The organism is Caulobacter segnis (genome assembly GCF_003243465.1).
In the GTDB taxonomy this organism is placed as follows: Bacteria; Pseudomonadota; Alphaproteobacteria; order Caulobacterales; family Caulobacteraceae; genus Caulobacter; species Caulobacter segnis_A.
In genome coordinates this window covers 20,652-44,268 of sequence record NZ_QFQZ01000038.1, presented here as the reverse complement: position 1 = coordinate 44,268, position 23,617 = coordinate 20,652, and the positions used below count along the sequence as shown (strand labels likewise).

23 protein-coding genes and 1 pseudogene are annotated in these 23,617 nt (G+C 69.3%); 14 read left to right on the top strand and 10 right to left on the bottom strand.

The genetic code is table 11. From position 1 onward, the window contains the following. The first annotated feature begins 54 nt into the window (after positions 1 to 54). Complete coding sequence (locus DI526_RS23405; RefSeq protein ID WP_369692006.1) at positions 55 to 387, top strand: FAD-dependent oxidoreductase; 333 nt, start codon at positions 55 to 57, stop codon at positions 385 to 387. Here DI526_RS23405 and DI526_RS13020 read toward each other — a convergent pair. Then, positions 384 to 1,451, bottom strand: a complete 1,068-nt coding sequence (locus DI526_RS13020) for a SidA/IucD/PvdA family monooxygenase (RefSeq protein ID WP_304278518.1) — start codon at positions 1,449 to 1,451, stop codon at positions 384 to 386. The genes DI526_RS23405 and DI526_RS13020 overlap by 4 nt on opposite strands. A gap of 55 nt (positions 1,452 to 1,506) precedes the next feature. Next, positions 1,507 to 3,045, bottom strand: coding sequence for an acyl-CoA synthetase (locus tag DI526_RS13015; RefSeq protein ID WP_304278515.1), 1,539 nt, complete (start codon positions 3,043 to 3,045; stop codon positions 1,507 to 1,509). Positions 3,046 to 3,081: 36 nt separating this feature from the next. On the opposite strand from DI526_RS13015, the pseudogene DI526_RS13010 reads away from it, so the two are divergent. Then, positions 3,082 to 3,195: pseudogene (locus DI526_RS13010) on the top strand (hypothetical protein); the annotation flags it as partial. Positions 3,196 to 3,204: 9 nt separating this feature from the next. Here DI526_RS13010 and DI526_RS13005 read toward each other — a convergent pair. Further along, entirely contained in the window at positions 3,205 to 4,872 is a 1,668-nt protein-coding gene (locus DI526_RS13005; protein WP_304278513.1) for a GMC family oxidoreductase, read from the bottom strand. Positions 4,873 to 5,036: 164 nt separating this feature from the next. Between DI526_RS13005 and DI526_RS13000 the strand changes: the two genes are divergently transcribed. From DI526_RS13000 to DI526_RS12985, 4 genes are all read left to right on the top strand, one after another. Further along, positions 5,037 to 6,371 carry a cytochrome P450 gene (locus tag DI526_RS13000; protein WP_304278511.1) on the top strand — a complete coding sequence of 445 codons (1,335 nt, stop codon included), beginning with the start codon at positions 5,037 to 5,039 and terminating at the stop codon, positions 6,369 to 6,371. 226 nt (positions 6,372 to 6,597) lie between these two features. Then, positions 6,598 to 7,482 (top strand): crotonase/enoyl-CoA hydratase family protein, encoded by an 885-nt coding sequence (locus DI526_RS12995; protein ID WP_304278509.1) that lies wholly within the window; start codon positions 6,598 to 6,600, stop codon positions 7,480 to 7,482. Between the two features lie 541 nt (positions 7,483 to 8,023). Next, positions 8,024 to 8,443 (top strand): MucR family transcriptional regulator, encoded by a 420-nt coding sequence (locus DI526_RS12990; RefSeq protein WP_304278507.1) that lies wholly within the window; start codon positions 8,024 to 8,026, stop codon positions 8,441 to 8,443. Positions 8,444 to 8,636: 193 nt separating this feature from the next. Further along, entirely contained in the window at positions 8,637 to 9,131 is a 495-nt protein-coding gene (locus tag DI526_RS12985) for a PAS domain-containing protein (protein ID WP_304278536.1), read from the top strand. 23 nt (positions 9,132 to 9,154) lie between these two features. On the opposite strand, the gene DI526_RS12980 is transcribed toward DI526_RS12985, so the two are convergent. From DI526_RS12980 to DI526_RS12970, 3 genes are read right to left on the bottom strand one after another with little or no spacing between them, the layout of a single operon-like run. Beyond that, positions 9,155 to 10,069 carry a ribokinase gene (locus DI526_RS12980; RefSeq protein WP_304278505.1) on the bottom strand — a complete coding sequence of 305 codons (915 nt, stop codon included), beginning with the start codon at positions 10,067 to 10,069 and terminating at the stop codon, positions 9,155 to 9,157. A gap of 33 nt (positions 10,070 to 10,102) precedes the next feature. Then, on the bottom strand, positions 10,103 to 10,903 hold the full coding sequence (gene fliP / locus DI526_RS12975; protein ID WP_304278533.1) for a flagellar type III secretion system pore protein FliP: 801 nt from the start codon (positions 10,901 to 10,903) through the stop codon (positions 10,103 to 10,105). Continuing rightward, positions 10,900 to 11,205, bottom strand: coding sequence for a flagellar biosynthetic protein FliO (locus tag DI526_RS12970; RefSeq protein WP_304278502.1), 306 nt, complete (start codon positions 11,203 to 11,205; stop codon positions 10,900 to 10,902). The genes fliP and DI526_RS12970 overlap by 4 nt, the downstream gene beginning before the upstream one ends. Positions 11,206 to 11,310: 105 nt before the next feature. On the opposite strand from DI526_RS12970, the gene flgB reads away from it, so the two are divergent. Genes flgB through fliE form a run of 3 tightly spaced genes read left to right on the top strand, consistent with a single transcriptional unit; the run spans position 11,311 to position 12,507 of the window. Beyond that, entirely contained in the window at positions 11,311 to 11,754 is a 444-nt protein-coding gene (gene flgB, locus DI526_RS12965) for a flagellar basal body rod protein FlgB (protein ID WP_304278530.1), read from the top strand. Positions 11,755 to 11,765: 11 nt separating this feature from the next. After that, a complete protein-coding gene (gene flgC / locus DI526_RS12960; RefSeq protein WP_304278499.1) occupies positions 11,766 to 12,185 on the top strand; it encodes a flagellar basal body rod protein FlgC in 420 nt (139 codons plus the stop codon). Positions 12,186 to 12,195: 10 nt separating this feature from the next. After that, entirely contained in the window at positions 12,196 to 12,507 is a 312-nt protein-coding gene (gene fliE / locus DI526_RS12955; protein WP_304278496.1) for a flagellar hook-basal body complex protein FliE, read from the top strand. A gap of 20 nt (positions 12,508 to 12,527) precedes the next feature. Here fliE and DI526_RS12950 read toward each other — a convergent pair whose 3' ends face one another. Then, positions 12,528 to 13,511, bottom strand: a complete 984-nt coding sequence (locus tag DI526_RS12950; RefSeq protein WP_304278493.1) for a sodium-dependent bicarbonate transport family permease — start codon at positions 13,509 to 13,511, stop codon at positions 12,528 to 12,530. A gap of 118 nt (positions 13,512 to 13,629) precedes the next feature. Between DI526_RS12950 and DI526_RS12945 the strand changes: the two genes are divergently transcribed. Continuing rightward, positions 13,630 to 14,502, top strand: a complete 873-nt coding sequence (locus DI526_RS12945) for a LysR substrate-binding domain-containing protein (RefSeq protein WP_304278490.1) — start codon at positions 13,630 to 13,632, stop codon at positions 14,500 to 14,502. An 80-nt stretch (positions 14,503 to 14,582) separates the two neighbouring features. On the opposite strand, the gene DI526_RS12940 is transcribed toward DI526_RS12945, so the two are convergent. Then, positions 14,583 to 14,735 carry a hypothetical protein gene (locus DI526_RS12940; protein ID WP_304278486.1) on the bottom strand — a complete coding sequence of 51 codons (153 nt, stop codon included), beginning with the start codon at positions 14,733 to 14,735 and terminating at the stop codon, positions 14,583 to 14,585. A 148-nt stretch (positions 14,736 to 14,883) separates the two neighbouring features. Here DI526_RS12940 and DI526_RS12935 point away from each other — a divergent pair, with 148 nt between their 5' ends. Both DI526_RS12935 and DI526_RS12930 read left to right on the top strand, forming a co-directional pair. Next, positions 14,884 to 15,648, top strand: coding sequence for an ABC transporter ATP-binding protein (locus DI526_RS12935; protein WP_304278483.1), 765 nt, complete (start codon positions 14,884 to 14,886; stop codon positions 15,646 to 15,648). Then, positions 15,641 to 17,188, top strand: coding sequence for a glycine betaine ABC transporter substrate-binding protein (locus DI526_RS12930; protein ID WP_304278480.1), 1,548 nt, complete (start codon positions 15,641 to 15,643; stop codon positions 17,186 to 17,188). The genes DI526_RS12935 and DI526_RS12930 overlap by 8 nt, the downstream gene beginning before the upstream one ends. On the opposite strand, the gene hutH is transcribed toward DI526_RS12930, so the two are convergent. After that, complete coding sequence (hutH, locus tag DI526_RS12925; protein ID WP_304278528.1) at positions 17,185 to 18,729, bottom strand: histidine ammonia-lyase; 1,545 nt, start codon at positions 18,727 to 18,729, stop codon at positions 17,185 to 17,187. The two genes, DI526_RS12930 and hutH, sit on opposite strands and share 4 nt — an antisense overlap. A 104-nt stretch (positions 18,730 to 18,833) precedes the next feature. Here hutH and hutC point away from each other — a divergent pair, with 104 nt between their 5' ends. Together hutC and DI526_RS12915 are read left to right on the top strand one after the other, a co-directional pair. Beyond that, complete coding sequence (gene hutC / locus DI526_RS12920) at positions 18,834 to 19,544, top strand: histidine utilization repressor (protein ID WP_304278525.1); 711 nt, start codon at positions 18,834 to 18,836, stop codon at positions 19,542 to 19,544. 226 nt (positions 19,545 to 19,770) lie between these two features. Continuing rightward, positions 19,771 to 20,037, top strand: a complete 267-nt coding sequence (locus DI526_RS12915) for a hypothetical protein (protein WP_304278477.1) — start codon at positions 19,771 to 19,773, stop codon at positions 20,035 to 20,037. 73 nt (positions 20,038 to 20,110) lie between these two features. On the opposite strand, the gene DI526_RS12910 is transcribed toward DI526_RS12915, so the two are convergent. Continuing rightward, positions 20,111 to 23,458: a DEAD/DEAH box helicase gene (locus tag DI526_RS12910; RefSeq protein WP_304278475.1), complete on the bottom strand. Its 3,348-nt coding sequence runs from the start codon at positions 23,456 to 23,458 to the stop codon at positions 20,111 to 20,113. Between the last annotated feature and the right edge of the window lie 159 nt (positions 23,459 to 23,617).

Here is a 23,617-nt window from a genome sequence, read left to right as displayed (position 1 = left end):
ACGGCATCTCCCCCTCCCGCCCTCCCACCTCCTCCTTCTTTCACCCTCTCGCCCTTGCACCCCCTGCCTGGTGCAGACACGGTTGTGGTTGGCGGGACAACGCAGAAGGGCGACTGGGACACCAAGGTACGACAGTCGGACACGGACCTGATCTTGTCCCGTGCGTACGCGGCGGTGCCATCGCTGCGTCGTGCTGAGATCGTCAAGGTCTGGGCTGGACTGCGGCCAGGTCGCTCCTCAGTGCGGCTCGAGGTAGAGCGAATCCGCATCCGTGGCCGAGAGATCCCCGTCGTCCACAACTATGGCCACGGCGGATCGGGCCTTACCATCGGCTATGGCACCGCGGGTGATGCCGTCGAGATTGCCGCGTGCACACTGAATCTCTAGAGGCTTCCGGTGGATGCTGCCTGGGTTGGATCTCCATGAAGAGGCCACGACGGACTCGCCCAGGGAGGCTGGGGACCGCTGAATCGACGATTGAGACGATCGATTGATTGGCGGCAAGACAACGATGGCGAACCCGGAGAGGATAATTGGATCGACGTGATTTCTCCCTGTCTGACCTCGACGTTCTTGGCCCGTCCCAGGACGTCCAGAACGCTTTGCCATACGGCGCCACGGGTCAGGCGTTCGGTGAAGCGTCTTCGATCGTCGAAGCTCAAGGACCGCCAGGCATCCTCGTCCCGGAACACGCGGTTTTCGAACGCGCTGTCCGTGCGAGCGAAAAGCGTGGGGCTGCGCCCCAAGATAACGATCTGATTGGGTATGCCGGCCCTCACAAGCCAACCGGCGCAAGCGGCCGCAGTTCCGCCCGAGCCCAGCACCACGATCGGCGACTCCGGCGCAGCTGCCGCCAAGCCAGGTAAGATGGTCAAAGCGTTCCAGAACGATCGCCCGTCGAAAAGGCGGCGATCTGTAAATGTCGAGATCCGCTTGGCTGGCCCTGTTCCGGTCACTACGACACCGTCGAACCCCTCCTTCGATCTTCGCGTTTTGGAAGCGGTCTCGTAGCCTACGCGCCACAATCCATCGGCGTGATCCAGGCTCACAACATCGCCGCTAACCAATCCCGCCTTGGAGCGCTTGACGCAGAAATCGAGGTAATCGGCGAACTCGCGATGGCTGGGGGGAGGGCGTCCGGAGTCCACCCAATCACCGTAGCGCTCCGTCGAGACCATGAACGCGGCCCAGGAAAAGTTAGCCTGCATCCGACTGGCCACTGCGTCGCCGTAAGTGGCCAGCTCATAGGGAAAGCCCAAATCTCTTTCGGCAGGCGTGCACAGCGATTGTCGGCCGTCGGTATAGCCATGTGAGCCATTCCAGTTCGCGCCGATGCGCGCGCGCTCGAAAATGACTGTTTCGATCTCGATCTTGCGAACGGCCTTGAGGCACGCCGCCTTGGCGGCGATCGCCGCAGCCTTCGCGCCACCGCCAACGATTGCGAGTCTCATGCGCCCCATACCTGATTATGGGGGGCGTTCTATCAATTTTGCAACTATTTGGTGTCTACACGATCCGGCTCTCGCCCTTGCCCCAATAGGCGTCGCGGATCAGGCGCTTGTAGAGCTTGCCGGTCGGGTGCCGGGGCAGTTCGGCCATGAAGTCGATGCGGCGCGGCGACTTCACGTGGCTCAGATTGGCGCGGGCGAAGGTCATCAGCTCCTCGGCCAGGGCGGCCTGGTCGTCGCCGAAGTTCAGCGGCTGGATGACCGCCACGACCTTTTCGCCCATCTCCTCGCACGGCGCGCCGACCACGGCGGCGTCGGCGACCTTGGGGTGGGTGATCAGCAAGTTTTCGATTTCTTGCGGATAGATATTCACCCCGCCCGAGATGATCATGAAGCTCTTGCGGTCGGTGAGGTAGAGATAGCCCTCCTCGTCGACCCAGCCCACGTCGCCCAGGGTGGTCCAGCCGTGCTTGTTGTAGCTCTCGGCGGTCTTTTCCGGGGCGTTGTGGTAGTTCACCGCCGGGCCGTTGGCGAAATAGACCGTGCCCTCGGTCCGCGGCGGGACGGGGTCGCCGTTCTCGTCGCAGATGCGCAGCTCGCCCAAGACGGCCTGGCCCACGCTGCCCTTGTGGGTCAGCCAGTTCTGCGAATTGATCCAGCAGAAGCCGTTGCCCTCGGTGCCGGCGTAGTATTCGTAGATCACCGGGCCCCACCAGGCGATCATCTGCTCCTTGACCGGCACGGGGCAGGGGGCGGCGGCGTGGATCGCCGACGTCATCGACGAGACGTCGTACTTGGCGCGGACGTCCTCGGGCAGCTTCAGCATCCGCACGAAGTGGGTCGGCACGAACTGGCCGCAGGTGACCTTGTGCTTCTCGATGAGAGCAAGGGCCGCCTCGGGCTCGTACTTCTCCATGACGATCACAGTGCCGCCCAGCTTGTGGACGACCATGCACCAGCGTAGCGGGGCGGCGTGGTACAGCGGCGCGGGCGAGAGATAGACGCTGTCGCCGGTGAAGCCGAACAGGCCCTGAGCCATCATCTGCAGGGCGTGGGGCGCGTCGATCGGCTGGTCGCTGAGCGCGGGCTTGACGCCCTTGGGCCGGCCGGTGGTGCCCGATGAATAGAGCATGTCCGAGCCCGCGCTCTGGTCGGCGATCGGCGTTGTCGGCAGGGGCGCGCGGGCGGTCTCGAAGTCGGCGTAGGGGCCGTGGGCGCCGCCGACGGCGTAGAGCTTGAGCCCCGGCAGCGCCTTGGCGATCTCGTCGATGACCGAACCCATGGCCGGCGAGGTGATGAAAACCATCGCCCCGCAGTCCTCGAGGATGTACTGGGCCTCGCCCGCCGTCAGCTTGGTCGAGACGCAGACGAAGTAGAGCCCCGCGCGCTGGGCGGCCCAGGCGATCTCGAAGTAGCGGGCGTTGTTCTCCATCATGATCGCGATCACGTCGCCGCGCCGCAGGCCCAGCGACCGGAACAGATGCGCCCCCTGGTTCGAGCGGGCGTCCAGCTGGCCGTAGGTCACGGTCTCGCCGGAGCCGGCCATGACGTAGGCGGCCTTGTCGGCCTGGGTTTGGGCGTGGTGGAAGGGGTGCATATCAGGGCCTTTGCGTCTGCTTCTCACGCTATTTCGATGTGTCATCCCGGCCGAAGCGGAGCGTAGAGCCGGGACCCAGGGGCGGTGCGCACCGCGCTCTGTCACCCCCTGGGTCCCGGATCGGCCCTGCGGGCCGTCCGGGATGACACGGGTTTGGTGCTAGGCGGCGACCGCCGTCCTCGCCGCCTCGCGGATCATGTCCGAGGCCTTCTCCGCAATCATGATGGTGGGGGCGTTGGTGTTGCCGGAGACCAGGCGCGGCATGACCGAGGCGTCGACCACGCGCAGGCCTTCCAGGCCGCGCACGCGTAGCTGGTCATCGACGACCGCCATCGGCCCGTGGCCCATCTGGCAGGTGCCGACCGGGTGATAGATGGTCGAGCCCGCCAGGCGCGCGAACTCCAAGAGCTGGGCGTCGCTGGCGACGGCGGCGCCGGGGTCCATCTCATGGTCGACGTAAGGCGCCAGAGCCGGGGCCTCGCCGATCTTGCGCGCCCACTTCAGGCCGGCGACGGCGACTTCCTGGTCCAGCGGATCGGCCAGGTAGTTGGCGAAGATGGCTGGATAGGCGCTCGGGTCCGGCGACTTGATGCGGATGTGGCCGCGGCTTTCCGGACGCAGCTGGCACGGCGCGATGGTCAGGCCCGGCGCGGCCTCCAGCTCCATTTTCTGTTCGTTGACCAGCTTATCGAGGTCCATGGTCGCCGGCAGGATGTGGAACTGGATGTCCGGTCCGGCGAGGTCGGGACGCGACTTGCAGAAGGCGGCGATGTGGGCGGCCGAGAGGGTGAGCAGGCCCTTGCGCTGGAAGAGGTACTTCAAGGCCTCGCCCGCCAGGCGGCCGCCCTTGCTCTGCTCGTTGACCGAGACCACGCCCGCCTTCAGGCGGTAGCGCACGCTCATCACGTAGTGGTCCTGCAGGTTCTCGCCGACGCCGGGCAGGTCGGCGACCACCTCGATCCCGTGGCGGTTCAGCAGCTCGCCGGGACCCACGCCTGACAGCTGCAGGAGCTGGGGCGAGTTGATCGCGCCGCCGGCCAGGATCACCTCGGCGTTGGCCATCGCCACGCGGTTGACGCCGTTCTGGCGGAACGCGACGCCGACCGCGCGCTTGCCCTCGAACAGGATCCGACCGGCCAGGGCGTTGGTCTCGACCTTCAGGTTCGGGCGGTTCATCGCCGGATGGAGGTAAGCCACCGCCGCCGAGCAGCGCTGCCCGTTCTTGACGGTCAGCTGATAGTACGTCGCGCCCTCCTGGCTTCCGGCGTTGACGTCGTCGTTGCGCGGGATGCCGGCCTGCTCGCAGGCGGCGATCACGGCGTCGGAGACCGGGTGCTTGGTCGTCACGTCCGAGACATTCAGCGGCCCGCCCGTGGCGTGCCAGTCGCAAGCGCCGCGCTCCTGGTGCTGGGCCCGGCGGAAGTAGGGCGCGACATCGTCCCAGCCCCAGCCCGCGCAGCCCAACTGCCGCCAGCCATCATAGTCCGCGTGCTGGCCGCGGATGTAGAGCAGGCCGTTGATCGAGGACGAGCCGCCCAGCACCTTGCCACGCGGCCAGACGTGGCTGCGGCCGCCGGTGCCGGGGTCGGGCTCGGTCGTGTAGAGCCAGTTGACCTTGGGATCCTTCAGCGTCGACGAGTAGCCGACCGGGATGTGGATCATCAGGTTCGAGGCGAACTGGGAGAGGTTCTTGGTGGGGCGGTCGTCGCCGCCGGCCTCCAGCAGCAGGACCTTGAACTTACCGCCCTCGGACAGCCGCGCGGCCAGCACGCAGCCGGCCGAGCCCGCGCCCACGATGACGTAGTCGGCCTCGATGATCCCGGTCATCGCTTCTCTCCCTTTACTGTCTCGCGTGTAGCCCGCGTGATCAGTGTTCAGTTGGCAGCATGCGCCCAGGTTCGGGGATCGCGCAAGTTGCCGTCGCGGCGCCGTTCCCGCGTCGTCTTTCCGCGCTATCGTCCCGCCATAACAATGTTCCAGGGAGACGCGTGATGGACCTGATCAGCCAGACGGTGGTGGATGGCGTGGCCGGCCCGGGGACGCCCCCGACCTATCCGACGCTGCAGGGCGTCGACCTGGCCGACATCTTCCGCTTCACCAAGGGCCAGCCCTTCGCCGACTTCGCCCGGATGCGCGAGCAGGCGCCGGTCATGTGGCACCCCGAGCCGATGGGCGGCCCGGGCTTCTGGGCCCTCACACGCTACGAGGACGTCCACCGCGTCAACGGCGATCCGGAGACCTTCTCGTCCCAGCGCGGCGGCATCCTGATGTCGATGGGCGCGCCGGAGAAGCGCCACGCCCTGCTGTTCCGCGCCTCGATGGACACGATGATCAACATGGACGCGCCGCATCACCTGCAGCTGCGCCGCGAGCACATGCCGTACTTCACGCCCGCGTACCTGCGCGGCCTGACCGAGCGGGTGAAGGCCGAGGTCACGCGCCTGCTGGACGCGATGGAGCCGAAGCTGGCCGGCGGGGCGGCGATCGACATGGTCGAGCACTTCTCATCGGTGCTGCCGCTGTTCACCCTGTGCGAGATCCTGGGCGTGCCGCCCGAGGATCGGCCCAAGTTCCTGACCTGGATGCACTATCTCGAGCGCGCCCAGGATCTGGCGGTCCAGCAGGCCAACGCGCCGCTGCAGCCGACGCTGGAGCTGATGCAGTTCGTCATGGACTTCAACAACAACGTCGAGGAGATGTTCGAGTACGGCCGCACCATGCTGCACAAGCGGCGGCTGGATCCGAAAGAGGATCTGATGACCGCCATCGCGCGGGCCCAGGTCGACGGCGCGGTGCTGTCGGACGAGTACCTGGACGGCTCGTGGCTGCTGATCGTCTTCGCCGGCAACGACACCACCCGCAACACGCTCTCGGGCGTCATGAAGCTCTTGACCGAGTTCCCCGAGCAGAAGCAGCGCCTGATCGCCGATCCCTCGCTGCTGCCCGGCGCGGTGGACGAGTTCATCCGCATGGTCAGCCCGGTGATCTACATGCGCCGCACGGCGACGCGCGATGTCGAGCTCAACGGCCAGCGCATTCGCGAGGGTGAGAAGGTGATCATGTACTACGGCGCGGCCAACCGCGATCCGGCGATGTTCCCGAACCCCGACCAGCTGGACGTGACCCGCGCCAACGCCGGAAAGCACATCGCCTTCGGCTACGGCCCGCACACCTGCGTCGGTAAGCGCGTGGCCCAGATCCAGCTGGAGGAGGCCTATCGCCAGATCCTGGCCCGCTTCCCGGACCTGACCTGGACCGGCGACATCGAGATCGCGCCGAACAACTTCGTGCACGCGATCAGCAAGCTGGGTGTCCGGCGGGGGTGATCGGGGAGAAGCGCCGACGCGAAGGGGGGCTTCGCGCCGGCGCCTGGGCAAGCGCCCGGTGGGGGCCCGGGCGTCATGACAATGGCTCAGCTTGCCGGGCTTGGCGTCGCGACGCGCTGCCGCAGGTGACCCAGAATGCGTAGCGACGCCTTTGGAGGAAAGCCTTGTGCTCGCGCTCGGCTGAGTCATACGATCGTTTAAAAGCAAAAGCCGGGAGGCCACCGCCATGTCGAAGCCGACTTTCGAGACCCTGCTCTATGACGTCGAGGACGGGATCGCGACGATCACCCTGAACCGTCCCGAGCGGATGAACGCCTTCACCGCCCGGATGATGAAGGACCTGATCGAGGTGTTCGACATCACCGACGCCGACGATGCGGTGAAGGCCGTGATCGTCACCGGCGCGGGGCGGGCCTTCTGCGCGGGCGCGGACCTGGGCGGGGGCGGCGCCACCTTCGACCGTTCCGCGCCCCAGGCGCTGGAGCGTGAGGAGGGCAAGGTGGGCGACATCTATCGCGACGGCGGCGGCCGCGTGACCTTGCGGATGTACGACAGCCTCAAGCCGATCATCGGCGCTATCAACGGCGCGGCGGTGGGCGTGGGCGTGACCATGCAGCTGCCGATGGACATCCGCATGGCCTCGACCGAGGCCAAGTTCGGCTTCGTCTTCGCCCGTCGGGGGATCAATCCGGAAGCCGCCTCGTCCTGGTTCCTGCCGCGCCTTGTCGGCCTGCAGACGGCGCTGGAGTGGTGCTACACCGGCCGGGTCTTCCCCGCGCAGGAGGCGCTGGAGCGCGGCCTAGTCCGCTCGCTGCACGCGCCGGACGAGCTGCTGCCCGCCGCCCGGGCCCTGGCCCGCGAGATCGTCGACAACACCGCGCCGGTTTCGGTGGCGATCACCCGTCAGCTGCTCTGGCGCATGGCCGGCGCGTCCCATCCGATGGAGGCCCACAAGGCCGACAGCCGAGCGATCCAGTCGCGCGGGGCCTCCGGCGACGCCAAGGAGGGGGTGACCTCGTTCCTGGAAAAGCGCGCGCCGGTTTATCCGAACAGGGTGTCGACCGACCTGCCGGACATCTGGCCGGAATGGGCTGACCCGGAATTCCGCTGAGCCGCCCTTAGCGCTTCGGCCCTGCTGCGGACCCCGCCAGCGCCCTTCGGGGTGTGTGGTGGCGCACACTGGCGCCGCCACGGCGGACTCCACCCAAAATGGGTACGATTGCTCGTCTCGCGTCTGCAGGCTTGGGTTGCCGGCCGCCGCCTTGGCGATCAAGTCAGCCTGCGTAATCCGGATGACACCGGTGGTCATCGTGGGGAGGCTTTAAGGGCCAAAAAGGCTCCATAAAGATGACGCGCGCGCGACATTCCAATACTCCGCGGCGAGGGGCCAGCGTTGTCACCGCTGTCAGGCGACTTCGAGACCTGAAATTCCGGATACCGAGGTTTTCTCATATCCGCGTTCTATAGCTTTCAGGAACTCGACTGACGCTTACATCCTGAGAAAGGCGTCAAGTAGCTCTCTTAGACTGGAGGTTTACAGCGCCTGTCCTTGAGCGCCCGTATTGCCCCGGACTAGCAATGTTTGTATGGACGCTGAGATTGCGTGTGTGAATCAGTTGCTAACCGCAAAAATGTTCGACGGGCGAGGGCATATGGAAGATCAATCCGATCTGATCGAGATGACGGCGGGTATAGTCTCCGCCTATGTCGGCAATAACGTGGTGGCGACGGCCGACCTTCCGGCTCTGATCAAGCAAGTGCACCAAGCCCTGGCCACCGTCGGTGCGCCGGCCGCCGAGCCGCCCGCGCCGCCCAAGGAGCCTGCGGTTCCGATCAAGCGCTCGATCACGCCCGATTACCTGATCTGCCTGGAAGACGGCCGCAAGTTCAAGTCGCTGAAGCGTCACCTGCGCACCAAGTACGACATGACGCCCGAGGATTACCGCGCCAAGTGGGGCCTGCCGAAGGACTATCCGATGGTCGCGCCCAACTATGCCGAGGCGCGCTCGAACCTGGCCAAGCAGATGGGCCTGGGGCAGGGCGGTCGGAAGCCGGCCCGCAAGGGCAAGTAGTCGAATCTTTGAAGGTAATCGTCGGAGGGGCCTCCGACATGGAAACGCCCGTCGTCCAGATCGGACGGCGGGCGTCTTTCGTTTCTGTTGACTCCCTGAGGAAAACTTGTCGCGAGGCCTGTTTTTCACTTGCTCGCGATTCGATCCTTAAGCGATAGTGAATCGAAGTGATTCCAAGGGCTTGTTGGGGACTCTGAAGATGTCCGCGCAATTGAGCGCATCTGCCACGGCCGCGCGCGCTCATCAGGAGATGTTCGCCTACTGGGCGTCGCTCCGCCGGGGAGGCAGCCTCCCGGGACGCGGGGATCTGCACCCCTCCAGCATGAAGCGCCTGTTGCCCACGGTGAGCCTGATCGATGTCGTGCGCGAGCCGCGCGACTATCGCCTGCGTCTGGCGGGCACCGGGCTTTACGGCGTCTATGGCCGGGAGATCACCGGCAAGAGCCTGGCCGAGGTCTACAACACCGCCGCCGCCGACTACTGGCGCAAGGAGCTGGACAAGGTCGTCGACGAGCGTCGGCCGGGCGTGGGTGTTCACAGCCTGGCCTGGCGCGGCGCGGCGCACATGTCGATCCTGTGGCTGCGGCTGCCGCTGGCCAGCAACGGCAAGGACGTCGACATGATCCTGGGCTACGACGCGGTGGTCGGCGCCCAGGCCGAAAGCAATTCCGGCATTCGCGCCGCCTGAGGCGTCGCCTCCGGCGCGCCTGCTCAGCCTTCTTCCAGGAAAGCCTCGACCTCGCGGCGCTTGGGCATGGACGGCGCCGCGCCAGGCTTCTGGACGGACAGGGCCGCCGCGGCGTTGGCCATCTCGACGGCCTCGCGCAGGTCCATGTTGGCGGCCAGGGCCGCGGCCAGGGCGCCGCAGAAGCAGTCGCCGGCGCCGACCGTGTCGACCGCCTTGACCTTGCGCCCCTCGACCAGGAAGGCTTCGTCGCGCCGCACGCCCGCCACGCCCGCCGCGCCCAGGGTGACGATGATCGTCTGGTCGGCGCGGCTCATCAGCTTGCGCGCCGCCAGCGAGACCTCCTCCAGCTTGACGGGCTCGTGGGGCAGCTTGGCGTAGGTCGCCAGCTCGGTCTGGTTCAGGATCAGGATGTCGGTCAGCGGGAACAGCGCCGCGCCCTGGGGTAGGGCGGGGGCCGCGTTGAGGATCCGCAGGGCCCCCTTGGCCGCCCCCGCCCGGAATAGCGCCTCGATGGCGGTGGGCGGCGTTTCCAGCTGGCACAGCAGCACCCGCTGGCCCTCGAGCGCGGCGCTCGCCACCTGCTGGGGCGTCACCAGGGCGTTGGCCCCGGCGGTGACGACGATCATGTTCTCGCCGCTGGCGCTGACCCAGACGTGGGCCTGGCCGGTCGGGACGTTCGGCATGGTCTGGACGTCGCCGACCTGGACGCCATAGCCCATCAGCTTGGTCTTCAAGCCCACGCCGCTGTCGTCGTCGCCGACGGCGCCCATCAGACGGGTCGGCGCGCCCATCCGCGCCGCGGCCACCGCCTGGTTTGCGCCCTTGCCGCCCAGAAAGAGCTCGAGCGACAGGCCCGCCACGGTCTCGCCCGGGCGCGGGAGGTCGTCGACCCGCGCGACCGCGTCGAGATTGATGGAGCCGAGAACAAATACCGTCATGGTCGTCTTCTGGTCTTCTTGAAGGCGAGGGGGCTAGCCCGCCCCGCCGCGCTGGAAGCTTTCGACAAGGCTGCCGGCGACGAGTCGCCATCCGTCCACTAGCACGAAGAAGATCAGCTTGAACGGAAGACTGATCGTCGCCGGGGGCAGCATCATCATGCCCATGCTCATCAGCACGCTGGCGACGACCAGGTCGATGACCAGGAACGGGATGAACAGCAGGAAGCCGATCTCGAAGGCGCGCTTCAGCTCCGAGATCATGAAGGCCGGCGTCACCACCTTGATCGGCGTTTCGGCGGCGGTCTTGGGCTGCGGGATCTTGGACAGGCGGACGAACAGGGCGAGGTCGTCGCGGTCGACCTGGCTCAGCATGAACTGCTTGACCGGACCGCTGGCGGCGTCGAAGGCCTCGGGCAGCTCGATCTGCTTGTCCAGCAGCGGCTTGATGCCCGCGTCGTAGGAGCGCTCGAAGGTCGGTCCCATGACGATGGCGGTCAGGAACAGGGCCAGACTGATGATCACCGGGTTGGGCGGGCTGGACTGCACCCCGATGGCGGTCCGCAAGAGGCCCAGCACCACCACGATCCGCACGAACGAGGTGGTCATGATCACGATCGACGGCGCCAGCGACAGGACCGTCATCAGGGCGACCAGCTGCACCACCCGGTCGGTCAGGCCCGCGCCGGTGCCCAGGTTGATGTTCACCGCCGACTGGGCCATGGCCGCGGCCGGCATGACCGCGCAGGCGATGGCCGCCAGGACCGAGATGATCGCGGCGCGACGCAGGTCTTCCGGCTTGGCGCCCGTCAGGGATTTGATCAGGTCGCGCATCAGGCCACGGGCTCCGGAGCGGAAACGGTCGAGGAGGCGGGGGATGGGGCGGGCGTCCAGTCCAGCAGCTTGCCGTCGCCCAGCAGCACCAGCCGCTCCTCGCCGTCCAGGCTGACCACCAGCAGGCGGCGGGTCGGATCGAGGGCGAGGCTTTCGACGACCTTCAGGCGGCGATCCTGGCGCGCGGCGATCAGCCGGCCCACGGCGTCCGGGCCGAACTTGCGCAGGGCCCAGGCGGCCAGGCCGATCAGGCCCAGGGTGATCGCCAGCGCCGCCAGGGCGCGGATGAATTCGATGACGGGCATGACGGCCGAGCGAGACAAGATGGCGCAGGGAAAGGCCCCCGACACCCCTGGTGTGCCTGACGGTTCTTAATGCCGAATTAACCCTGTTTCTTCACCATGATCGCCATGGGTCCGGATGACATTCCTCTTTTCGGCATGCTCAAGAGCCGCCTCGGTTATCTGACCGAGCGCCAGAAGCTTGTCGCCCAGAACGTGGCCAACGCCGACACGGCCGGCTATCGCCCCGGCGACCTGAAGCCCTTCAGCTTTCAGGCTTCGCTGATGAACCAGAGCGCGGGAGCGGTCTATCGCGGCGGCGTCGCCGCGCCGACCAACGGCGTGCGGATGATCGCCACCTCGGCCACGCATCTGGCGCCGTCGAACGCGCCCAGCGCCTGGCGCGCGACGGCGGGGACCGATTCGGAAGTCACCCTCGATGGGAACGCCGTGTCGCTCGAGGACCAGATGATCAAGATGACCGACGCGCGGATGAACTACGACGCGGCGATCAGCTTCTATCAGAAATCCCTGACCATGCTGCGCATGGCGGCGCGCAAGCCGAACGGCTGAGGAGCTAGGCGATGCCGGAGATCAAGTCTCAACCGATGGCGGCGATGTCCGTGGCCGCTTCGGCCCTTCGCGCCCAGCAGGGCCGGATGCGGGTCATCGCCGAGAACATCGCCAACGCCAATTCGACGGCGACGACGGCCGGCGGCGACCCTTACCGTCGCCAGGTGCCGATCTTCCGTCCGACCAAGGTCCAGGGCGCCGAGGGCGTGCAGATGGTCCGCGTCGACCCGGACGAGAGCGCCTTCAAGACCGAGTACGATCCCGGCAACCCGGCCGCCGACGCCAACGGCTACGTCAAGCTGCCCAACGTCAATTCGCTGGTCGAGGCCTTGGACATGAAGGAGGCGCAGCGCGCCTACGAAGCCAACCTCAACGTCATCGAGACGGCGCGCGCCATGGAATCGCGCACGCTCGACATCCTCAAGAAGTAGGGGCTAGGCCATGATCACCGCGCTCGCCGCCGCCAAGGCCTACGCCAACTCCGGCGCCATGTCGGTGGGCTCCGTCGGCTCGATCGGCGGCGGCCAGAAGAACGGCCTCGACTTCGGCGACATTCTGAAGTCGGCCATGACCGACGCGACCAAGGCCTCGAAGGTCGCCGAGCACAAGATCGCCGACCAGGTGGCCGGCAAGGCCGAACTGGTCGACGTCGTCACCGCCATTTCCTCGGCCGAGGCCAGCCTGGAGACGGTGATGTCCGTCCGCGACCAGGTGATCTCGGCCTACCAGGAAATCATGCGGATGCCGATCTAACAGCATCCGCCTGCGTTCCACTACCGGCTGAGTGCGAGCGCCAGCTGGGCGTATAGCGGGATGCCCAGCAGGATGTTGAACGGGAAGGTCACTCCCAGCGACAGCGTCAGGCACAGGCCCGCGTCCGCTTTGGGCAGGGTCAGGCGGATCGCGGCGGGCGCGGCGATGTAGGACGCCGACCCCGCCAGGGCCGTCAGGGCCGCCAGCTCTCCGTTCCTCAGGCCCAGCAGCCAGCCCAGGCCAAGCGCCAGGGCCGCGCCGACCAGCGGCAGCACTACGCCCATCGCCACGACCGCCGGCCGCACCTCGCGCCAGGCCCGCAGCCGCTCGGCCGCCGTCACGCCCAGCTCCAGCAGGAACAGGCACAGCACGCCCTGGAACATCGGGCCGACGAACACATTCAGCTTGGCCGCGCTGGGCGCCGTGGCCACGAGACCGATGGCGAAGCTGCCCAGCAGCACCACGGCGGCCGGGTTCAGCAGGGCCTCGTGCAGCAGCTTGCCGGTCGAGGCCGACCGCGCCTCGTTCGGCGACATCAGCTTGGCCAGGGTCACCGCGACCAGCACGCCGGGCGTCTCCATCAGCGCCAGCACGGCCGACATGTAGCCCGCTGGCTGATGGCCGATCGCGCTCAGGTAGCTTTGCGCCGCCGCGAAGGTGACCACCGACACCGAGCCGTAATGCGCCGCCACCGCCGCGCTGTTCAGGTTTGTAAGGCCGGCCTTCCGCATCGCGCCATAGGCCACGACGGGGAGCAGAAGCGCCAGGGTCAGGCCCGCGACGGCGGCGCTGACGAAGGTCGGGTCCAGGCCGTGGGCGCGGGCCTCGGCCCCGCCTTTGAAGCCGATGCACAGCATCAGGTACATCGACAGGAAGCTCATGGCGCCCTTGGGCAGTCGCAGCGGCGAGCCGGCCAGCGCCGCGCCCGCGCCGAGCACGAAGAACAGCACCGCCGGCTGGGTGAGATTTCCGGCGGCCTGCGCCAGACCCTGCGCCAAATCCATCGTCTCGAGCTCCTTGCCACGCCCCCCACTGAGGCGCGGCGTGCTGTAGCCAAGCTCGATGAATTCGATAAGATAATGGAATGCATCTTTATCATGATGAAATGTAATAGATCGCGCGATGCCGAACACGACAAACCTGGACCTCGACCTCGTCCGCGCCTTCGTGATGGTCAGCGAAAGCCGCAGCTTCACCCAGGCGGGCGAGCGCCTGGGCCGCTCCCAGTCCGCCGTCAGCCTGCAGGTGCGGCGACTGGAGGACCTGATCGGCGAGCCGCTGTTCCGGCGTGACGCGCGCCGCGTCAGCCTGACGGACAAGGGCGAGGTCTTTCTGGCCCAGGCCCGGCGTCTGCTGCGGGTCAATGACGACATCGTCGCCGCCCTGGCGGCGGACGAGGTGGAGGGCGAGGTGCGGCTCGGCGCGCCCGAGGACTTCGCCACCGCCCACCTGCCGGCGGTCCTGGGGGCGTTCGCCCGCAGCCACCCGAGGATCGCCCTGTCGGTGACCTGCGACCTGACCCTTCGCCTGCTGGACCGGATCAGCGCGGGCGAGCTCGACCTGGCGCTGGTCAAGCGCGAGCCCTTGGGCGGCGAACTCGGCGTGCGGGTTTGGCGCGAGCCCTTGGTCTGGGTGGGGCGCGACGGCGAGGACCTGACGTCCAGCCGGGTGGTGTCGCTGATCGCCGCGCCGTCGCCGTGCGTCTATCGCCGGCGCGCGACGACGGCGTTGGACGAGGCGGGCAAGGCCTGGCGCATCGCCTACACCAGCCCCTCGGTGGCGGGGCAGTTGGCGGCGCTGCGGGCGGGGCTCGGGGTCTCGGTGCTGCCGCGCGCCATGGTCCCCGACGACCTGGCGATCCTGGGCGGCGAGGCGCCGGCGCTGGCCGATGGTGAGATCGCCCTGATCCGCCATCGCGAGGCCGGACCGGCCGCCGATCGTCTGGCCGAGCACGTCCTGGCGGCGCTCGACCGGGCGGTCGCCCAGCGCGGCTGACGACAAAAAAGAAGCCGCGTCCAAGGCTGGACGCGGCCCTCAAGTCGCTTGGGGGAGAAGAAAACTACAAAACGCGACACTCACAGACGCAGGAAGGCGCAGGCGACCGAAACGAGGTCGCTCCAGATGATCACGTTCAGAACCGCGGCTACGAACACGGCGACGCCCAGCGGCCACTGGCGGGGCCGACGGACGCGGGGATCGAACGGACGGGTCTGCGACGCGGGGGGCATCGGGCGCTCCTTGACCATGCCCTCATGGTCCCGATTGACTCGGCCTGCGCGAACCTGACGACCTGTCGCGCGCCGCCTTGTCGCACCCGCGCTTTGATTTCCGGCTTGGAACCGGCGATGGTCGATTCCCGCGCCGCTCGGAGCCCGCATGACCGACGCCATCGTTCTCGACCGGGTGAGCAAGGCCTATGGCGGCCGGGCGGTTCTGGCGGAGACCAGCCTGCGCGTCGCGCGCGGACGCTTCGTCGCCCTGGTCGGCGGGTCTGGCGCTGGCAAGACCACGCTGCTGAAGCTGATCAACGGGTTGATCACGCCGACGTCAGGGCGTGTTCTTGTCGACGGCGCCGACATCGGCTCGCGGCCGGGCCCCGAACTGCGCCGGGGGATCGGCTATGTTTTCCAGGAGACGGGACTCTTCCCGCACATGAGCGTCGCCCAGAACATCGGGATCACGCCGTCCCTGCTGGGCTGGCCGCGCGAGGCGATCGCGGCGCGGACCGGTGAACTCCTGGACCTCGTGGCCTTGCCGCGCGACCTGGCGGAACGCGAGCCGGCGCAACTGTCCGGCGGCCAGCGCCAGCGGGTCGGCGTGGCGCGAGCCCTCGCCGCGCGGCCGTCGATCCTGCTGATGGACGAGCCGTTCGGGGCGCTGGATCCTGTGGTGCGCGTCACCCTGGCCGACGACGTCCGGCGGCTGCACGAGGCCTTGGGGCTAACCACCGTCATGGTCACTCACGACGTCGGCGAGGCCTTGCTGCTGGCTGACGAGGTGGTGGTGATGGCGAGCGGCCAGGTGCTGGCCCAGGCCACGCCCCGCGCGCTGCTCGCCGGCCATCCGGACCCGATCGTCGCCGACCTGATCGCCGCGCCGAAGCGCCAGGCCGAGCGCCTCGCGGAGCTGGCCCGTGACTGACCGTCTCGACGCGGCGCTGGCCGTCCTGCCCGAGCGCCTGGGGTGGCACGTCGCCCTGTCGGCCTCGGCGCTTATCCTGGGGCTCGCCATCGCCCTGCCGTTGGGAATCGCCGCCGCGCGACGCCCCCGCCTGAGGTGGCTCGCGCTTGGCGGCGCCGGCCTGGTGCAGACCATTCCCAGCCTGGCGCTGCTGGCCCTGTTCTATCCGGTGCTGCTGCTGATCTCCGGCCTGGCCGAGCGGACGCTGGGCCACGGCTTCCCGGCCCTTGGCTTCCTGCCGTCCCTGCTGGCCCTGACCCTCTATTCGATGCTGCCGATCCTGCGGAACGCCGCGGCCGGCGTCTCGGGCGTGGACCCGGCGGTGGTCGAGGCGGCCAAGGGCGTCGGCATGACCGATCGCCAGCGCCTTTGGCGGGTCGAGCTGCCGATCGCCGCGCCGGTCATCATGGCGGGCGTGCGGACGGCGGCCGTCTGGACGATCGGCGCGGCGACGCTGTCGACACCGGTCGGCCAGACCTCGCTGGGCGATTACATCTTCTCGGGGCTGCAGACCGAGGACTGGGTCGCGGTGCTGGTCGGCTGCGCGGCCTCGGCGGGGCTGGCGCTGGTGGTCGACGGGCTGCTGGGCCTGATCGAGGCCGGGGTGGCGCGGCGCGACGGCAAGCGCCTCCTGGCCGGCGGCGTCGGCCTGGCGATCGGCCTCGTCGCGGCCCTGGCGCCTCTGGCGCTCGGCGCGCTGGCGCAAGGGCGGCCGTCGTATGTGATCGGCGCCAAGAACTTCTCCGAGCAGTACATTCTGGCCGAACTGATGGCGGGGCGGCTGGAGCGCGAGGGCGCCAGCGTCCAGCGGCGGGTGAACCTCGGCTCGGCGGTGGCCTATCGGGCGCTCGCGGCGGGGGAGATCGACGCCTATGTCGACTACTCCGGCACCCTGTGGGCCAATGTGCTGAACCGCAATGACAACCCCGGACGCCAAGCGGTGCTGGAGGGGCTGCGGACCGGCCTGAAGGCCCGAGACGGCGTCTTGCTGCTCGCGCCCCTGGGGTTCGAGAACGCCTACGCCCTGGCCATGCGCCGCGATCGCGCCCAGCAGCTGGGGATCCGGTCCCTGGCCGACCTCGCCGCCCGCGCGCCGGACCTGACCATGGGCGGCGACCTGGAGTTCTTCTCGCGCCCCGAATGGGCGGCGGTCGAGAGGGCCTACGGCCTGCGCTTCAAGGCCAAGCGCCAGTTCCAGCCGACCTTCATGTACCGGGCCCTGGAGAGCCGCGAGGCCGACGTGATCTCGGCCTTCTCGTCCGACGGGCGGATCGCGGCGGATGATCTTGTCCTGCTCACCGACCCGAAGGGTGCGCTGCCGCCCTATGACGCGGTGATCCTGGTCTCGCCGAGACGGGCCGGGGACCCGCGCTTAATCGGCGCCCTGAAGCCATTGGGCGGCTCCATCGACGTCAAGGCGATGCAGGCGGCCAACTACGCCGTCGATCGCGACATCGGCAAGAAGAGCCCGGCCGAGGCCGCGGCGATGCTGGCGCGCTAGCCGCAGGCGACGCTTGGAAGGCCCCCCGCCGCCGCGATGACCGCCCCCGAGCGCACCAGGGCGTTAGCGGCCTCGAGGTCCGGGTGGAAGTGGCGGTCGTCTGTCAGGTGCGGAACCTTTTCCCGCGTCACGGCGCGGACCGCCTCCAGCACGGCGCTCGACCGCAGCGACGCGTGGAAATCGCAGCCCTGCGCGGCCGCCAGCAGCTCGATCCCCAGCACCGCGTCGGCGTTCTCGACCATGGCCAGCAGGCGGCGCGCGCCGTGGGCGGCCATCGAGACGTGGTCTTCTTGGTTGGCCGAGGTCGGGATCGAGTCGACGCTGGCCGGATAGGCCTTCTGCTTGTTCTCCGAGACCAAGGCGGCGGCGGTGACCTGCGGGATCATGAAGCCGGAGTTGAGGCCCGGCTTGGGCGTCAGGAAGGCCGGCAGGCCCGACAGCGCCGGGTCGACCAGCATGGCGATCCGCCGCTCGGCGATCGAGCCGATCTCGCAGACCGCCAGGGCGATCATGTCGGCGGCGAAGGCCACCGGTTCGGCGTGGAAGTTGCCGCCCGACAGGGCCTCGTCCGCTTCCGGGAAGATCAGCGGATTGTCCGAGACGCCGTTGGCCTCGGTCGCCAGGGTGGCGGCGGCCTGGCGCAGCACGTCCAGCGCCGCGCCCATCACCTGCGGCTGGCAGCGCAGGCAATAGGGATCCTGGACCCGCTCGTCCTCCTTCAGGTGCGAGGCGCGGATCGCCGAACCCGCCATCAGGGCGCGCAGGGCCTCGGCGGTCTCGATCTGGCCGGCGTGGCGACGCAGCTGATGGATGCGCGGATCAAAGGGGGTGTCCGAGCCCTTGGCGGCCTCGGTCGACAGGGCGCCGGTGACCAGGGCGGTCTGGAACAGCCGCTCGGCCTCGAACAGGCCCGCCAGGGCGTTGGCGGTCGAGAACTGGGTGCCGTTCAGCAGGGCCAGGCCCTCCTTGGGGCCAAGCGTCAGGGGCGACAGGCCCGCCGCGCTTAGGGCCTGGGCGGCCGGGACGCGCTCGCCGCCGACGAAGATCTCGCCGACGCCGATCATGGTCGCGGCCATGTGCGACAGCGGCGCCAGGTCCCCCGAGGCGCCGACCGAGCCCTGGCAGGGCACCACCGGCGTCAGGCCCTGGACCAGCATCGCTTCCAGAAGCCGCACGGTCTCGACCCGGACGCCCGAGGCGCCCTGCGCCAGGCTGGCAAGCTTCAGGGCCATCATCAGGCGGATGACCGGGACGGGGGAGGGCTCGCCGACGCCGGCGGCGTGCGAGAGGACGATATTGCGCTGCAGGGTCGCCAGGTCCTCGTCGCCGATGCGGACGCTGGCCAGTTTCCCGAAGCCCGTATTGATCCCGTAGATCGGCTCGCCCTTGGCCAGGATCCGCTGGACCGCCGCCGCGCTGGCGGCGATCACCGGCCAGGCGCTGTCGGCCAGCCGCGCGCCGGCGCCGCGATAGATCGTCCGCCAGTCGGACAGCGCGACGTCGCCGGGGTTCAGAACAAGCTCGGTCACTCGGGTCTCCAGCGCGTCGACAGCGGGCCTTGCAGGGCTCGCGAATATGTATAGTCATATTTGCGAACAGTGGGGCTTGTCCAGTGACCGACGCGCAGATCCGAGAGGCTCCGGGCCTGGCCGACGCGCCCCTGCACCAGCGGATCCGCGCCGAGATCGAGGCCCGCATCCGCTCGGGCGCCTGGCCTCCCGGCCATCGCGTGCCCTTCGAGGCCGAGCTGATGGGCCAGTACGGCTGCGCCCGCATGACGGTCAGCAAGGCCATGACCGCGCTGGTCGAGGCGGGCCTGATCGTGCGTCGCAAGCGCGCCGGTTCGTTCGTGGCCCAGCCCAAGGTGCACGCCCCGGTCCTCAACATCCCCGACATCCAGGCGGAGATCGAGGCGCGGGGGCAGGCCTACGCCTTCCGCCTGCTGGCGCGCCATGTGCGGGACGCGGATCCCGCGGCGGGCGGCGAGGTCGAGCTGGCGGGCGGCGGGCGGCTGCTGGCGCTGGACGGCGTCCACGAGGCCAACGGCCGTCCCTTCGCCCTGGAGCGCCGGCTGGTCGCCCTGGCCGCCGCGCCCGAGATGGAGGCCGCCGACTTCGCCACCATCACGCCCGGCGCCTGGTTGCTGGAGCATGTCGCCTGGACCGAGGCCGAGAGCCGCATCAGCGCGGTCAACGCCGATGTCGAGGACGCGCGTCTGCTGGCCCTGGACGAGGGCGCGGCCTGCCTGGTCGTCGATCGCCGCACCTGGCGCGAGGGGCGGGGCGTCACCCGCGTGCGGCAGGTTTTCCCCGGCGAGGTTTACGATCTGGTGGCGCGGTTCGGGCCGGGGGCTTGAGCTTAGAACTCGCAAACCCTTGCGAGGCAAGGGGTTGCAAGGTCGCGACACTGCGCAGGCGGCGGCAAGGTCCAAATACAGGTAAATAATGATCGGCGTGTTTACTGACGTCGCGCCGCCTGTGGCAATTCGCCTCGCATGTAGACCACCATTTTCATTGGGCCGTTTCGAACCGGCGAGGCAATATACTTGGGTGGCCGTTGCGACATGGAGCGTCGAGATGGATATGCCCGACCAACCCTCACTGCTGCAGATCCAGACGGGTCTGTTCGCGGCGCTCGTGGGGGTCCTGTCCGCCAAGGGCGCGGCCTCGCGGCAGGAGTTCGCCGAGGCGATGGACGTGCTGGCCCGCCACGAGCAGGACAGCCGGATCGCCGACTACTTCCACATGCTGGGCGAGGAGCTGCGCGGCTCGGGCGGCGCCGCGACGCGGCCGCTGCTGAAGCTGGTCGTCGGCGGACTGGACAACGAGCGCCCGCCCGTCTCGGCCTGAAGTCCAGGGAGTAGCGACTCTCGTCCCCACTTGAATGCGGGTTGCTCGCGCAGCGCTCCGTCCACTCCCGCGCCTAGCCGTTGGCGAGGATCGACAGCATCCGTTCGACCAGGGCGTGGCGCTTGACGGCGTCTTCGCTCGGCGCCGCGACGATGATCCGGCCGCCGTCGAGGCTCGCCTGGTATTTCGCCCGCGCCAGCCGCCTGGCCGCCGCCGCCACCACCTTCGGCGCGGCGACAAGCACCACGCCCTTCGGACCCGCGCGCACTTCGAAGATCCCTGCGATACGCGCCAGGGCGGTCAATCGCGCCGTGGCCAGGAGGATCTTCACGGCGTCCGGCGGAGCGCCGAAGCGGTCCTCCAGCTCTTCCTCGAAGGCGTCGATGGCGGCGGCGTCCTCGATCCTGGCCAGACGGGCGTAGAGGCCGATCCGCACTACGGGGTCGGGTATGTAGTCGGGCGGCAGGCCGCCGGTCTCGCCCAGCACCAAGCTTGGCGCCGGGGCGTCCGCCTCGGCCTCGCCACGCGCCACGGCGACGGCCTGGGCCAGCAGCCGCTGGTAGAGCGCCGCGCCGATCATCTTGAGGTGACCGGCCTGATCCTCGCCGACCAGGTCTCCGCCGCCGCGCAGATCGAGATCGCGCGCGCTGATCGCCAGTCCCGATCCCAACCGGTCGAACGCCTCCAGGGTCGACAGGCGCGCGCGGGTGGCTCCCGACAACTCGCTGTCGGGATCGGTGAGCAGGCAGGTCACGCCCTGGATCCGGCCGCGGCCCACGCGTCCGCGTAGCTGGTGAAGCTGCGAGAGGCCAAACCGGTCGGGCCGCCAGACGATCATCGTGTTGGCCCGCGGCACGTCCAGGCCGCTCTCGATGATGTTGGTCGCCAGGAGGACGTCGCCGTCGCCGTCGGCGAAGCCGACCATCACCGCGTCCATGGCCTCGGACGCCATGTCGCCATGGGCGACCCGCACGGACAGCTCAGGAACGGCCTTGGCCAGACGCTCGCCGATCGGGTCGATGTCCTCGATGCGGGGCACGACGACGAAGCTCTGGCCGCCCCGGCGCCTTTCGCGCATCAGGGCGGTCCGCAGGCTGGCGGCGTCGAACGGCGCGACGAAGGTCCGGACCGGTCGCCGCCGCGCGGGCGGGCTGGCGATCACGCTCACGTCCTGGATGCCGACCATGGCGGCTTGCAGCGTGCGGGGGATCGGCGTGGCGGTCAGGGTCAGCACGTGAGCGTCGGCGCACAATCCGCGCAGCTTGGCCTTCAGCGCCGCCCCGAACTTCTGCTCCTCGTCGATGATGAGCAGGGCCAGGTCGTCGAACGCCATGTCCTTGCTGCCCAGGGCCTGGGTGCCGATCACGATCTTGATCTCGCCGCTCTCCAGGCCCTGGCGCACGGCGCGGGCCTCGGCGGGCGTGACCAGCCGCGAGAGGTGGGCGACGCCGATCCCCGCGCCCTCGAAGCGCCGCCGGAAGGTCTCGACATGCTGTCGGGCGAGCACGGTCGTCGGCGCGGCGAGCGCGACCTGCCGGCCGGTCAGCGCCACGGCCGCGGCCGCGCGGAGCGCCACCTCGGTCTTGCCGTAGCCGACATCGCCGCAGACCAGTCGATCCATCGGACGCCCGGACGCGAGATCGCCCAGCACCGCCTCGATGGCCGCCGCCTGGTCCGGCGTCTCCGGATAGGCGAACCGGGCGGCGAAGCGGGCATAGGCGGCCTTGGGCGGCGTGATCGGTTCGCAGGTCCGCGCCTGGCGTTCGGCGGCGAGGGCCACCAGGCGACGGGCGGCGTCATCGACGTGGCGGCTGACCTCCGCGCGCCGTCGCGCCCAGGCGTCGCCCCTCAGCCGATCGAGGGTCACTCCCGCGGCCTCGCCGCCGTAGCGCCAGACGCGGCCGATCTCCTCGACCGGCGCCAGCACCATGTCGCCGCCGTGATACTCGAGATGCAGCACGTCGCGCGCCACGCCCTCGATCTCGACGGTCGACAGATCGCGAAGCACGCCGACGCCGTGATCCTCGTGCAGCACCACGTCGCCGATGCGCAGGTCCGGCTCGAGGACGAGATCGGCCGTCGAGGCCGCCCGCGACGCCAGCCGGCCGCCCAGGACGTCCGCCGCGGCGATGACCGCCAGGGCCGCGCCGGGATCGACGAAGCCGGACTCGAGGTCGGCTTCCAGGCTCGACACCGCGCCGGCCTCGGCCGACCTGGCGTCGTTCCAGTCGTCGGCGGGCCGAGGCTTCAGATCGAGACCGCGCGCCAGGGCCTTGGCGAGCGGCCGCAGTTCGTGCCGCAAGCCCGTGAGCACCACCCGGCGTCCGGCGTCGCGCTGGGCCTCGACGAAATCGCTGAAGGCCCGGCCGGGGCTCTTCGCGCCGCCGAAATTTGGAACGGCTTCGACGGCTTCCAGCGGCAAGGCCAGCGGCGTCCAGACCTCCATCGCGGTCCGCAGGTCCTCGGTCAGCAGGTAGAGGTCCGCCGGCGGCGGAGGCGGCGGCTCGGCCTTGGCGCCCAAGGTCAGCCGGGCGGCGTGGGCGTCGATCACATGGTCCTCGACCTCGACGAGCCGGTCTGGCGCCTTCGGGTCGGCGGACAGGCGCGCGCGGGGCAGGAGCTCAAACAGGCTGGTCAGCGCCTCGTAGTGGTCGGCGAGCGCGTGCTCGACGCCGGGCGGACGCGGCGGCCATGTGTCCGGAGGGCCCTCGGGCGTGGCGGCCTCGGGCAGGATCCATTCGCTGGCCGGACCCAGCAGGACGCTGTCGACCTCAGCCTCGGAACGCTGGGTCAGCGGATCATAGATGCGGATCTCGGCGATGACGCCGTCTTCGTCGACCACGATGCGCGCGGGCTTGGCGGCGTCGGGCGGAAAGACGTCCACGACTTCGCCGAGCAGGGCGATCTCGCCCGGCTCGTCGATCCGCTCGTCGGTCACATAGCCCGTGCGGGCGGCGAAACGCGCCAGGGCGTCGCGGTCGAGCGGGGCGCCGGTCCTCAGCGTCATGAAGGCCTCGGCGATCGCCGGACCGGGCGGCAGGCGCTGCGCCAGCGCCTCGGGCGAGGTCACGACGATCGCGCCGGCCGCGTCCCCGTTCGCCAGGCTGGCGACGACGCGCGCGCGTCGGCCCATCACGTCGCGCGAGGGCGAGGCGCGGTCGTAGGGCAGGCAGTCCCACGGGGGGAGAACCAGGACGCGCCTTCCCGGCGCGAAGGCGCTGAGCGCACGACCGATCTCGTCGGCGCGCCGGTCGCTGGAGGCCATGTGCACGACGACGTCCGCAGCCGATGTCGCGGCCAGGGCGGCGGCCACCGCGGCGGCGGGCGGCTGGCTGCTGGGCGTCCGGCGCGGCGCCGGGGCGGCGCCGGGCGTCAGGGTCTCGCCGGCGGGAGAGGCGGGGGGAAGGTCGGACAGGGCCATGGGGAACTCGCGCGGGGGCCGTCAGCAAACTCCCGCCGGGGCCGGCGGTTGCGGTCTGCGCGCAAAGCGTCGGGCAGGGACGACGCGAGGAACGAGGAACCGCGCGCCTCGTCCTGGACGAACTGGCGCGCAATCGCACCGGCGGCCTGGACGCCCCGT

What these genes read in the sequence shown, in the direction of transcription:
- DI526_RS12970 (WP_304278502.1), bottom strand. Translation starts at nt 11,205, where the DNA reads ATGCCCGTCATCGAATTCATCCGCGCCCTGGCGGCGCTGGCGATCACC.
- DI526_RS12910 (WP_304278475.1), bottom strand. Translation starts at nt 23,458, where the DNA reads ATGGCCCTGTCCGACCTTCCCCCCGCCTCTCCCGCCGGCGAGACCCTG.
- DI526_RS12980 (WP_304278505.1), bottom strand. Translation starts at nt 10,069, where the DNA reads ATGACGGTATTTGTTCTCGGCTCCATCAATCTCGACGCGGTCGCGCGG.
- DI526_RS12915 (WP_304278477.1), top strand. Translation starts at nt 19,771, where the DNA reads ATGCCCGACCAACCCTCACTGCTGCAGATCCAGACGGGTCTGTTCGCG.
- DI526_RS13015 (WP_304278515.1), bottom strand. Translation starts at nt 3,045, where the DNA reads ATGCACCCCTTCCACCACGCCCAAACCCAGGCCGACAAGGCCGCCTAC.
- DI526_RS12950 (WP_304278493.1), bottom strand. Translation starts at nt 13,511, where the DNA reads ATGGATTTGGCGCAGGGTCTGGCGCAGGCCGCCGGAAATCTCACCCAG.
- DI526_RS13020 (WP_304278518.1), bottom strand. Translation starts at nt 1,451, where the DNA reads ATGAGACTCGCAATCGTTGGCGGTGGCGCGAAGGCTGCGGCGATCGCC.
- DI526_RS12945 (WP_304278490.1), top strand. Translation starts at nt 13,630, where the DNA reads ATGCCGAACACGACAAACCTGGACCTCGACCTCGTCCGCGCCTTCGTG.
- DI526_RS12990 (WP_304278507.1), top strand. Translation starts at nt 8,024, where the DNA reads ATGGAAGATCAATCCGATCTGATCGAGATGACGGCGGGTATAGTCTCC.
- flgB (WP_304278530.1), top strand. Translation starts at nt 11,311, where the DNA reads ATGGGTCCGGATGACATTCCTCTTTTCGGCATGCTCAAGAGCCGCCTC.
- DI526_RS13005 (WP_304278513.1), bottom strand. Translation starts at nt 4,872, where the DNA reads ATGACCGGGATCATCGAGGCCGACTACGTCATCGTGGGCGCGGGCTCG.
- DI526_RS13000 (WP_304278511.1), top strand. Translation starts at nt 5,037, where the DNA reads ATGGACCTGATCAGCCAGACGGTGGTGGATGGCGTGGCCGGCCCGGGG.
- DI526_RS12995 (WP_304278509.1), top strand. Translation starts at nt 6,598, where the DNA reads ATGTCGAAGCCGACTTTCGAGACCCTGCTCTATGACGTCGAGGACGGG.
- fliE (WP_304278496.1), top strand. Translation starts at nt 12,196, where the DNA reads ATGATCACCGCGCTCGCCGCCGCCAAGGCCTACGCCAACTCCGGCGCC.
- flgC (WP_304278499.1), top strand. Translation starts at nt 11,766, where the DNA reads ATGCCGGAGATCAAGTCTCAACCGATGGCGGCGATGTCCGTGGCCGCT.
- DI526_RS12940 (WP_304278486.1), bottom strand. Translation starts at nt 14,735, where the DNA reads ATGCCCCCCGCGTCGCAGACCCGTCCGTTCGATCCCCGCGTCCGTCGG.
- DI526_RS12935 (WP_304278483.1), top strand. Translation starts at nt 14,884, where the DNA reads ATGACCGACGCCATCGTTCTCGACCGGGTGAGCAAGGCCTATGGCGGC.